Annotated in this window: 8 protein-coding genes; 6 read left to right on the top strand and 2 right to left on the bottom strand. The window is 64.8% G+C overall.

Annotated features, from left to right (window positions below):
• The first annotated feature begins 1 nt into the window (after position 1).
• The 6 genes from rluB to truB all read left to right on the top strand — a co-directional run bounded on the left by rluB (position 2) and on the right by truB (position 8,678).
• A complete protein-coding gene (gene rluB, locus LDZ23_RS08270; protein WP_034473207.1) occupies positions 2-1,891 on the top strand; it encodes a 23S rRNA pseudouridine(2605) synthase RluB in 1,890 nt (629 codons plus the stop codon).
• 385 nt (positions 1,892-2,276) lie between these two features.
• On the top strand, positions 2,277-2,735 hold the full coding sequence (rimP, locus tag LDZ23_RS08265) for a ribosome maturation factor RimP (protein ID WP_008349230.1): 459 nt from the start codon (positions 2,277-2,279) through the stop codon (positions 2,733-2,735).
• The gene (gene nusA / locus LDZ23_RS08260) at positions 2,732-4,207 is read left to right on the top strand and encodes a transcription termination factor NusA (RefSeq protein WP_008349231.1); all 1,476 of its coding nucleotides are present in this window, start codon (positions 2,732-2,734) and stop codon (positions 4,205-4,207) included. The genes rimP and nusA overlap by 4 nt, the downstream gene beginning before the upstream one ends.
• Before the next feature lie 93 nt (positions 4,208-4,300).
• Positions 4,301-7,282, top strand: a complete 2,982-nt coding sequence (infB, locus tag LDZ23_RS08255) for a translation initiation factor IF-2 (protein WP_033536385.1) — start codon at positions 4,301-4,303, stop codon at positions 7,280-7,282.
• A 94-nt stretch (positions 7,283-7,376) separates the two neighbouring features.
• Positions 7,377-7,754 (top strand): 30S ribosome-binding factor RbfA, encoded by a 378-nt coding sequence (gene rbfA / locus LDZ23_RS08250; protein WP_008349233.1) that lies wholly within the window; start codon positions 7,377-7,379, stop codon positions 7,752-7,754.
• Positions 7,755-8,678 carry a tRNA pseudouridine(55) synthase TruB gene (truB, locus tag LDZ23_RS08245; protein ID WP_034473205.1) on the top strand — a complete coding sequence of 308 codons (924 nt, stop codon included), beginning with the start codon at positions 7,755-7,757 and terminating at the stop codon, positions 8,676-8,678.
• Between the two features lie 55 nt (positions 8,679-8,733).
• On the opposite strand, the gene LDZ23_RS08240 is transcribed toward truB, so the two are convergent.
• Positions 8,734-10,293, bottom strand: coding sequence for a DHA2 family efflux MFS transporter permease subunit (locus LDZ23_RS08240; RefSeq protein WP_034473204.1), 1,560 nt, complete (start codon positions 10,291-10,293; stop codon positions 8,734-8,736).
• Positions 10,294-10,306: 13 nt separating this feature from the next.
• Positions 10,307-11,569: an HlyD family secretion protein gene (locus LDZ23_RS08235; RefSeq protein WP_008349236.1), complete on the bottom strand. Its 1,263-nt coding sequence runs from the start codon at positions 11,567-11,569 to the stop codon at positions 10,307-10,309.
• Between the last annotated feature and the right edge of the window lie 47 nt (positions 11,570-11,616).

Below are 11,616 nucleotides of genomic sequence, written 5' to 3'. Positions count from 1 at the left end.
TTTGACACACTCCCACGACAGCGATTCGCCTGAATCCGCGCGCCCCGTGCACGCCGCGGACGCACCTGAGTCGGCCGATGCCGGCGACAGCACGCGCACCGACCGCGCCGATGAAGGCGGCGAGGGCGATGACCGTCCGCGCCGCGGATTGCGCCGCGGGCCGCGCAGCCTGATCGCACGGCGTCGCGCTGTCGCGAAGACCAAGGGCGCCGACGCTGCGCCAGGCGCGCCGGGCGCCGTCAACGAGACGCCGCCCGATGGCGTCGTGGCGGCACAAGTGCGTACCCCGCGCAAGGATCCGGGCGCGAAGCCGCGCAAGGGCGAAGGGGCGAGTCCGCGCGGCCGCAAGAGCGCGCGCGCGGAAGCGGGCGAAACCGGCGTCGAAGCAGCGGACGAGGCCGGCGTACAGGCCGCCGCGCCCGCGCCGCGCGAAGGCGGCCGGCGCAAGAATCCGCCGCAGCAAAAGCGCGGCAAGCGCAGCGACGCGGGACCGGCGACCGTCGAGAGCGCGGCTGCTGCAGCCGTCGACGACGTGTTCGCCTACGTGACCTCGCCGGCCTTCGACGCCGACAACGGTTCGGCCGGCGTGCGCGCCCCGATGCTGCGACGCGGCCGCAATGCACCGCAAAAGCGCGTGCTGGAACCGGACGAAGACGCGCCGAAGCTGCACAAGGTGCTCGCGGATGCGGGCATGGGTTCGCGGCGCGACATGGAAGAGTTGATCATCGCCGGGCGCGTATCGGTGAACGGCGAGCCGGCGCATATCGGCCAGCGCATCATGCCGACCGATCAGGTGCGCATCAACGGCAAGCCGCTCAAGCGCAAGCTCGCGAGCAAGCCGCCGCGCATCCTGCTGTATCACAAGCCGACGGGCGAGATCGTCAGCCATGCCGACCCGGAAGGGCGTCCGTCCGTGTTCGACAAGCTGCCGTCGATGAAAACCGCCAAATGGCTCGCGGTCGGGCGTCTCGACTTCAATACGGAAGGCCTGCTGTTGCTCACGACGTCCGGCGATCTGGCGAACCGCTTCATGCATCCGCGCTACAGCGTCGAGCGTGAGTACGCGGTGCGCGTGGTCGGACAACTGTCCGAGGCGATGAAGCAGAAGCTGCTGAAAGGCGTCGAGCTCGACGACGGTCCCGCCAACTTCTTGCGCATCCAGGACGGCGGCGGCGAAGGCACGAATCACTGGTATCACGTCGCGCTGGCGGAAGGCCGGAATCGCGAAGTGCGCCGTATGTTCGAGGCGGCCGGCCTGATGGTGAGCCGCCTGATCCGCACGCGTCATGGTCCGATCGCGCTGCCGCGCGGCCTGAAGCGCGGCCGCTGGGAAGAGCTCGAGGACAATCAGGTGCGCAGCCTGATGGCGTCGGTCGGGCTGAAATTGCCGACGGCCGAGAAGGGCGGACGCAGCGCCGCGCCGCGTGTGCAACCCGATCCGATGCAGACGTCGATGGGCTTCATCACGCGCGAGCCGGTGCTGAGCTCGCACTCGCGCATGACGCAGCAGCAGACGCCGGGACGCGGCGGCCGGCGCGGCCAGCCGGGCGGTGTGCCGGGCAGCTTCGGGCTCGGCGGCATGGGCGGATTCGGCGGCAACACGGGCAATGCAGGCAACGGGGGCGGCATGGGCCGTCGCGGCGGCCGGGAGCCGAACGGCAACCGCATCGGCAACGAGCCCAACGGCAATCGCGCTAACGGCGCACGGCCGGGTCCGCGCGGCGCGCGTCCGCAAGGCGGCGGTCCGCAGGGCGCGGGCGGCGCCGGCAAGCGTGCCGCCGGTGGCAACGCACCGCGGGGCAATCGCCAGGGCGGCGGACAGCAGGGCGCTGGCCAGAACAAAGCCGGCGGCGCGGGCCGGGGCGCGCGTAATCGCTCGCGCGGCCGCTGAGCGCGATATGTAAAAAATCGCAAAGACGTCGCCGGGGGAAGTCCAAAAGCGGGATGCGAAGCATCGGTCCGCCCCCGGCGACGAAAATCTCGCGTTTCGCTCTTTCTGATCGTTAGGACAAACCGGCGTGAAACCGGGTCCAACAGGGGCGAAAGTGCGCGTTACGTTTGCGTTTATCCTGAAAAATGGCTAAAATCATGAAGTCGCTGGGCACGTAGTTTTCTTTCGCTGCCCTGAGTGCGACCTCGGTTGAAAAATGTGGGCGTTGCGCCCATTTTTTTTTGGCTATTCGGTTCGGCATCTCGGGAGCAGGGGTGCGCGCCCGCATGAAGGCGCTCGCCCGCAGGTGTTTCGGCGTGGAGCGCGCGAACACCTTGGAGTTACTGTGCAACTGACGGAATTGATTGAAACCACGGTCTCGAGCCTTGGCTACGAGCTTGTCGATCTCGAGCGTTCGGGAGGCGGCATGCTGCGTGTCTACATCGACCAGCCGGCTGGTATCGCGATCGAAGACTGCGAGAAGGTCACCCGTCAGCTCCAATATTTGTTTGAAGTCGAGAACATCGACTACGACCGGCTCGAAGTATCGTCGCCGGGGCTCGACCGCCCGCTCAAGAAACTGGCGGATTTCGAGCGCTTCGCGGGGAGCGAAGTCGCCATTACATTGAAGAAGCCGCTGGACGGGCGCAAGTCGTTCCGCGGCATCCTGCACGCCCCTGACGGCGAAACGATCGGATTGGAATTTGAAGGGAAGGACGGCGCTGCGATGCTCGATTTCACGCTCGCGGACCTCGATAAGGCACGTCTCGTCCCCAAGGTTGACTTTAGGAGCCGCAAACAATGAGTCGCGAAGTATTGATGCTGGCGGATGCGCTGGCACGCGAAAAGAACGTCAACAAGGACGTCGTGTACGCAGCGCTGGAAGCTGCGCTTGCTTCGGCAACGAAGAAGCTCTTCGAGGAAGACGTGGATATTCGTGTCGCCATCGACCGTGAGAGCGGCGAACACGAAACTTTCCGCCGCTGGCGCGTCGTGCCGGACGAGGCCGGCCTGCAAGAGCCGGATCAGGAAATCCTGCTGTTCGAAGCGAAGGAGCAAAAGCCCGACGCGCAAGTTGACGAATTCATCGAGGAGCCGATTCCGTCGATCGAATTCGGCCGTATCGGCGCGCAGGCCGCCAAGCAGGTGATCCTGCAGAAGGTGCGCGACGCCGAGCGCGAACAGATTCTGAACGACTTCCTCGAGCGCGGCGAAAAGATCATGACCGGCTCGGTGAAGCGCCTGGACAAGGGTAATTTCATTGTCGAGTCGGGCCGTGTCGAAGCGCTGCTGCGCCGCGACCAGCTGATTCCGAAGGAAAACCTGCGCGTGGGCGACCGCGTGCGCGCGTACATCGCGAAGGTCGACCGCACCGCGCGCGGCCCGCAGATCGAACTCTCGCGCACCGCGCCCGAGTTCCTGATGAAGCTGTTCGAACTCGAAGTACCGGAAATCGAGCAAGGTCTGCTGGAAATCAAGGCCGCCGCGCGCGATCCCGGCGTGCGTGCGAAAATCGGCGTGATCGCCTACGACAAGCGGATCGATCCTATCGGCACTTGCGTCGGCATCCGCGGTTCGCGCGTGCAGGCCGTGCGTAACGAGCTCGGTGGCGAGAACGTCGACATCGTGCTATGGTCGGAAGATCCCGCGCAGTTCGTGATCGGCGCTCTCGCGCCGGCAGCCGTCCAGTCGATCGTCGTCGATGAAGAAAAGCATTCGATGGACGTCGTCGTGGACGAAAACGAGCTCGCCGTCGCCATCGGCCGCGCCGGCCAGAACGTGAGGCTCGCGAGCGAACTCACCGGCTGGCAAATCAATATCATGACGCCGGACGAGTCCGCGCTGAAGCAGAACGAAGAGCGTGGCAAGTTGCGCGACCTGTTCATGGCGCGTCTGGATGTGGACGAGGAAGTCGCCGACATCCTGATCGACGAAGGCTTCACGAGTCTCGAAGAAATCGCCTACGTGCCGCTCAACGAAATGCTCGAAATCGAAGCGTTCGACGAAGACACCGTGCACGAGCTGCGCAATCGCTCGCGCGACGCGCTCCTCACGATGGCGATCGCCAACGAAGAGAAGGTGGAAGGTGTTGCCCTCGATTTGAAGAGCCTCGACGGCATGGACAACGAGCTTCTCGCAAAGCTCGCCGAGCACCAGATTCAGACCCGCGACGATCTCGCGGAGCTGGCAGTAGATGAACTGGTCGAAATGACCGGAATGCAAGAGGATGCCGCTAAGGCGTTGATCATGAAAGCACGTGAACACTGGTTCCAGTGAGAAATGACCATGGCGCACTGATATTTGGCGGCCTGTCTGGCCGCGTGACCCCGATCTAACCGCAAGGATTGGTCCTTGCATCAAGAGGAATGAATGGCGAGTAACAACGTAGCCCAATTTGCCGCGGAACTCAAAATGCCTGCGGGCGTCCTGCTCGAGCAGTTGCAGGCGGCTGGCGTCCAGAAAGCGAGCGCGAACGACGATCTGTCCGAGACGGACAAGGCGCGTCTGCTCGATCATTTGCGCAAGTCGCACGGTTCCGCCGACGCCGACAAGCGCAAGATCACTTTGACCCGCCGGCATACGTCGGAAATCAAGCAATCCGACGCAACGGGTAAAGCTCGCACCATTCAGGTCGAGGTGCGCAAGAAGCGTGTTTTCGTGAAACGCGACGAAACCGGTGTGGAGCAGGCCGAGGCCGCGCCGAATCACGTCGAAGAGCCGGAAGTCGACGAAGCCGAACTGCAGCGTCGCGAGGAAGAAGCGCGCCGTGCCGCCGAGCAGCTCGAGCGCGAAGAGCGCGAGCTGAAGGAACAGCAGGCGAAGCTGGAGCGCGAAGAAGCCGAGCGCCGCGCTCGCGAGGAAGCGGCGGAAGCCGAGCGCAAGAAGCAGGAAGAGGAAGCGGCGCGCCGCGCGGCGGCTGCGGCTCAGGCTGCCGAAATCTCGCGTGCGGCGCAGGCTGCGCGTCAGGAAGCGCGCACGCAACCGGCCGTCGAAGCGAAGCCGGAACCGAAGCAGGACGACACCGCGCAGCGCGAAGCCGCCGAAAAGGCAGCGGAAGAGAAGGCTGCGAGCGAGCGTGCCGCGCAGCGTGAAGCCGCGAAGAAGGCGGAAGAAGACGCGAAGGCGAAGGCCGAAAAGGCTCGGCTCGAGCAGGAAGCCATCGCGAAGCGCCGTGCGGCGGCGGAAGCCGAAGCCCGCGCGATCCGCGAAATGATGAACACCCCGCGCAAGGCGCAAGTAAAGGCGCCGGAACCCGCGCCTGCACCGAAGCCCGCCGAAGCGGCGAAGGCCGCCGAAGCGAAGGGCACGCTGCACAAGCCCGCGAAGCCGGAAGGCGCGCAGGCGGCACGTCCCGCAGCGGCGAAGAAGCCGGCTGCAGGCGCGCCGGCACCCGCATCGACGGCTCCCGCAGGCGCCGGCGACAAGAAGAAGGCTGGCAAGGGCGGCTGGCAGCAGGACGACGCATCGAAGCGTCGCGGCATGAAGACGCGTGGCGATTCGAGCGGTGGTGTCGATCGCGGCTGGCGCGGCGGTCCGAAGGGTCGCGGCAAGCATCAGGAACAGACGTCATTCCAGGCGCCGACCGAGCCGATCGTCCGTGAAGTGCACGTGCCGGAAACCATTTCCGTCGCGGACCTCGCGCACAAGATGTCGGTGAAGGCTTCGGAAGTCATCAAGGTGATGATGAAGCTCGGCCAGATGGTCACGATCAACCAGGTGCTGGACCAGGAAACGGCGATGATCGTCGTCGAGGAACTGGGCCATCGCGCGGTCGCGGCGAAGCTGGACGACCCGGAAGCGTTGCTGATCGAAGGCGAAACCACCGAGGAAACGGCAGAGAAGCTGCCGCGTCCGCCGGTTGTCACCGTCATGGGTCACGTCGACCACGGCAAGACCTCGCTGCTGGACTACATCCGTCGCGCGAAAGTGGCGGCGGGCGAAGCGGGCGGCATCACGCAGCATATCGGCGCATATCACGTCGATACGCCGCGCGGCGTCATCACCTTCCTCGACACGCCGGGTCACGAGGCCTTCACGGCCATGCGTGCGCGCGGCGCGAAAGCGACCGACATCGTCATTCTGGTGGTCGCAGCCGACGACGGCGTGATGCCGCAGACGAAGGAAGCGATCGCTCACGCGAAGGCGGGCGGCGTGCCGATCGTCGTTGCGATCAACAAGATCGACAAGCCGGAAGCGAACCCCGACCGCGTGAAGCAGGAACTCGTCGCGGAAGGCGTGGTGCCGGAAGAGTACGGCGGCGATTCGCCGTTCATCGAAGTGTCGGCGAAGACCGGCCGGGGCATCGACGATCTGCTCGAAAACGTGTCGCTGCAAGCCGAAGTGCTGGAACTCACCGCGCCGGTGGAAGCCGCTGCGAAGGGTCTCGTCATCGAAGCGAAGCTGGACAAGGGCAAGGGCCCGGTCGCGACCATTCTGGTGCAGTCGGGCACGCTGAACCGCGGCGACGTGGTTCTCGCGGGCAGCGCCTACGGTCGCGTGCGAGCCATGCTCGACGAAACCGGCAAGCCGACGAAGACGGCGGGTCCGTCGATCCCGGTGGAAATCCAGGGTCTGTCGGAAGTGCCGGCGGCGGGCGAGGAAGTCATCGTGCTGCCGGACGAGCGCAAGGCGCGCGAAATTGCGCTGTTCCGTCAGGGCAAGTTCCGCGACGTCAAGCTTGCGAAGCAACAGGCCGCCAAGCTCGAGAACATGCTCGAGCAGATGGGCGAAGGCGAAGTGCAGAACCTGCCGCTCATCGTCAAGGCGGACGTGCAGGGCTCGCAGGAAGCGCTGGTCCAGTCGCTGCAGAAGCTGTCGACCAACGAGGTGCGCGTGCAGATCGTGCACAGCGCGGTTGGCGCGATCAGCGAATCGGACGTCAACCTGGCGACGGCATCGAAGGCGGTCATCATCGGCTTCAACACGCGTGCGGATGCTCAGGCGCGCAAGGTGGCCGAGGCGAACGGCATCGACATCCGCTACTACAACATCATCTATGACGCAGTGGATGAGGTGAAGGCGGCGATGTCCGGCATGCTCGCGCCGGAGAAGCGCGAAACGGTGACGGGCATGGTCGAGGTGCGCCAGGTCATCCGCGTGCCGAAGGTCGGCCTGATCGCGGGTTGTATGGTCACGGACGGCGTGGTCAAGCGTTCCTCGTCGGTGCGCGTGATCCGCAACAACGTCGTGATTCACACCGGCGAGCTCGATTCGCTCAAGCGCTTCAAGGACGACGTCAAGGAAGTGCGTCAGGGCTTCGAGTGCGGTATGTCGATCAAGAACTTCAGCGATATCGTCGAAGGCGATCAGTTCGAAGTCTTCGAAGTGACGGAAGTGGCTCGCACGCTGTAATGCGCTAGCCGCTGAAAAAAGGGCGGGGTGAGCCTTGCGGCTCGCTCCGCCCTTTTTGCTTCAGGCGGCGCGACAAGAATACGGAAACGAAATCATGGCTAAAAAACGGACATCCGCGAACCGCAACGTGCAGATTGCGGATCAGATCCAGCGCGATCTTTCGGAACTGATGCGCGAGGTGAAAGACCCGCGCGTCGGACTCGTGACGATTCAGAGCGTCGAGCTCACGCCTGACTACGCGCACGCGAAGGTCTACTTCACGACGCTGACGGGCGATCCGAAGCAGACGCAGGAAGGGCTCAATCATGCGGCGGGACATCTGCACAATATGCTGTTCAAGCGCCTGCACATCCACACGGTGCCGACGCTGCATTTCCACTATGACCAGACGATCGAGAAGGCCGTCGAGATGTCGCGCCTGATCGACGAGGCAAACGCGACGCGCGCAAAAGATGACGAAGAAGGTGCGTGAGTGAGGGGCGGTCCGAAGATTCCCCGCCGCGCGCTCGACGGCGTGCTCTTGCTGGACAAGCCGCTCGGGCTGTCGAGCAACGATGCGCTCATCAAGGCAAAGCGGATTTATCTGGCGAAGAAGGCGGGCCACACGGGTACGCTCGATCCGCTCGCAACCGGTCTGCTGCCGTTGTGCTTCGGCGAAGCGACGAAGTTCTCGCAAGACCTGCTCGATGCCGACAAGACCTACGAAGCGACGATGCGCCTCGGTATCCGCACGACGACCGGCGATGCCGAAGGCGAGGCGGTGGATACCCGCGACGTGACGTGCGACGAAGCTGCCGTCGTCGAAGCGATGACGCGGTTCATCGGCGAAATCGTGCAAGTCCCGCCGATGTACTCGGCGCTCAAGCGGGACGGCAAGCCGCTCTACGAATACGCGCGCGCCGGTCAGACGGTCGAGCGTGAGGGCAGGCAAGTGACGATTCACGCGCTGCAGTTGATCGCGTGCGCGCTGCCCCTCGTGACGTTTCGCGTGACGTGCAGCAAGGGCACTTACGTACGGACGCTGGCCGAGGACATCGGCGAAGCGCTCGGCTGCGGCGCGCATCTGACGGCGTTGCGGCGCACCGGTGTCGGCGCGCTGACGCTCGAACACGCGGTCACGCTCGATCACCTCGCGAGCCTGAGCGAAGCGGAGCGCGACGAGCGGCTTCAGCCCGTCGATGCACTGCTATCCACGTTTCCCGCGGTTCAGTTGAACGACGAAGCGACGCAGCGCTTCCTGCACGGCCAACGTCTGAAGCTCGCGGACGTCGTGAAAACGCGTCTCGAAGCAGGCCGCGTGCGCGTTTATGCGCAAGAAGGCGGCCGTCTGCTGGGCGTGGCGCGCGCGGGCGAGGGTGTGCTCGCGCCGGAACGGCTCATCGTCACGGCGCAATGAAAAAGAGCCCGGTCGATGTCGACCGGGCTCTGTTCTTTTGGGAGCAGTCAGGCGATCAGTGCGCCGCCGATGCCGCCGCCGCCGAATCTCCACCGCCCGAACGCTCGGGCCGCGTGATCCAGATCAGCACGATCAGCGCGACGAAAATCCCCGCCGAAATATAGAACATGTCGTTCACGCCGAGCTGCGCGGCCTGCTGCGTCGCCATGCTGTTATAGAGGCCGACGGTCTGCTCGTGCGTCAGACCGAGCGCGCCCATCTGCTGCATCGAATTCGCGAACACCGGGTTGTACGAATTGGCGCTTTCGACGAGTTGCGCGTGATGCACGATCGAACGATGCTCCCACGCCGTCGAGAAGATCGACGTGCCGATGCCGCCGCACATGATCCGCACGAAGTTCGACAGCCCCGACGCCGCCGGAATTCGATGTCCCGGCAAGCCCGACAGCGTGATCGACACGAGCGGAATGAAGAAGCCCGCCATGCCGATGCCCTGAATCAGCGTCGGTATCGTGAGCGCCCAAGTGTCGACGCCGGTCGTGTAGCGTGAACGCATCCAGAAACACAGCGCGAAGACGAGGAACGCGGCGGTCGCGATGTAACGCGGATCGGTGCGCGGCAGGAATTTGCCGGTGATCGGAGAAAGCAGGATCGCGAACACGCCGACGGGCGCCATCACGAGACCGGCGTTCGTCGCCGTGTAGCCGATATCCGTCTGCAGCCACAGCGGGAGCAGAACGAGATTGCCGAAGTAGAGCCCGTATCCGATCGACAGCGCGATCGTTCCGCCGGTGAAGTTGCGCAGCTCGAAGAGCGACAAATCCACGACCGGATGCTCCGCCGTCAGCTCCCACACGATGAAGAACGCGAACGCGATCACGGCGATGAGCGCGAGCACGACGATCGTCGTCGAGTTGAACCAGTCGAGATCCTTGCCTTTGTCGAGCATGATCTGCAGCGAGCCGACCCAGACGACGAGCAGCCCGAGCCCGACCGTGTCGATCGGCGCCTTGCGGATCGCGGAATCGCGGTCGCGGAAGATCGCGAACGTAGCGAGCGCCGCCGCGATGCCGACCGGAATGTTCACATAGAAGATCCACGGCCACGAGATGTTGTCCGAGATCCATCCGCCGAGGACTGGCCCCGCGACCGGCGCGATCAGCGTGGTCATCGACCACATCGATAGCGCCATCGGCGCTTTTTCGCGCGGATAGCTCGCGAGCAGCAGCGTTTGCGACAGCGGGATCATCGGGCCGGCGACGGCGCCCTGGAATACGCGCGCGGCGAGCAGGAAGGGGAGCGTCGGCGCGAGACCGCAGAGCCACGACGCGATCACGAACAGGATGATCGAGCCGAGAAAGAGCCGCACCTGCCCGAGACGCTGCGTGAGCCAGCCGGTCAACGGCACCGAGATCGCGTTGGCGACCGCGAACGACGTGATGACCCACGTGCCCTGATCCGACGACACGCCGAGATCGCCGGAGATCGACGGAATCGAGACGTTCGCGATCGACGTGTCGAGCACGTTCATGAACACCGCGAGCGATACGGCGATCGTCCCGATGACGAGCTTTCCGCCCGACAGCGGCGGATGTACGACGTTTTGCGAAGACATGTGGCGAGTCCGCTTACATCAGCTTGGCGGCCGACGCCGACTTCGTCGCGCGCCCGTGCGCCGGCGACGCGCTCTGCGCCGACGACCCTGCGCCCGCACCCGTACCCGCGTTCTGCTGGATGATGCGCGCGATCTCCTGATCGGCCTGCGCGCCGTAGTTGTCGAACACATTCGTCTGGTAGACCGTGTTCTGCGCGTTGCCGAGCTGGCCGCCTTGCTCGTCCTTGATGGTGACGTCGACGTTCATCGACAGGCCGATACGCAGCGGATGCGCTTCCAGTTCCTTCGGATCGAGCTGGATGCGCACCGGCAGGCGCTGCACGACCTTGATCCAGTTGCCGGTCGCATTCTGCGCGGGCAGCAGCGAGAAAGCCGAGCCCGTGCCGGCCGAGAAACCGACCACCTTGCCGTGATACACGACGCCCGAACCGTACAGATCGGCCGTCAGCTCGACCGGCTGGCCGATCCGCATGTGCTTGAGCTGCACTTCCTTGAAGTTCGCATCGACCCACACGGCGTTGAGCGGCACGATCGCCATCAGCGGATTGCCCGGCGACACGCGCTGGCCGACTTGCACCGAGCGCTTGGCGACATAGCCCGTGACCGGCGCGGGCAGCGTGTTGCGCGCGTAGTTGATGTAGGAATCGCGGACCTTCGCGGCGGCGGCGAGCACGTTCGGGTGATCGGCGATCGTCGTGTTGGCCGTGAGCGAGCGGTTCGACGCGAGCTCCTGCTCGGCGGCGTCGAGCGCAGCCTGCGCGCTGCGCACCGCGTCGCGGGCATGCGAGATTTCTTCCTGCGAGACTGCACCCGTCTGCGCGACCTGCATGCGGCGCTTCAAATCGTCCTGCGCGCGCGACAGATCGGACCGGCGCAACGCGATCTGCGCTTCGTACTGGTTGTTGTTGACGAAGAACGTGCGTACCTGGCGCACAGTCTGCGCGAGATTTGCCTCGGCCTGATCGAGCGCGACCTTGGAGTCGGCCGGATCGAGCGCGACGAGCGGATCGCCGATCTTCACGGTCTGCGTGTCGTCGGCGTTCACCGAGATCACCGTGCCCACGACCTGCGGCGTGATCTGCACGACGTTGCCATTCACGTAGGCGTCGTCGGTGGCTTCGTGGAAGCGCGCGACGAGGAAGTAGTACAGCCCGTACGCGATAGCCGCGATGATGATGACGAGCACGATCAGCGTCATCAGCGCTCGGCGTTTGCCGTTGCTCTGTTTCGGCGCGGGCGCGGCGGCCGCGGCTGCGTTTTGTTGAGGGTCGCTCATGAAAGACTCCGAAAATTCCGTTTTTGGTCCGATGCGTGTTCTTGTGG

Source organism: Caballeronia zhejiangensis, assembly GCF_022879815.1.
GTDB classification, from domain to species: Bacteria; Pseudomonadota; Gammaproteobacteria; order Burkholderiales; family Burkholderiaceae; genus Caballeronia; species Caballeronia zhejiangensis.
Note: the sequence above shows the minus strand (reverse complement) of the source record. Positions and strands in the feature narration are given on the sequence as shown.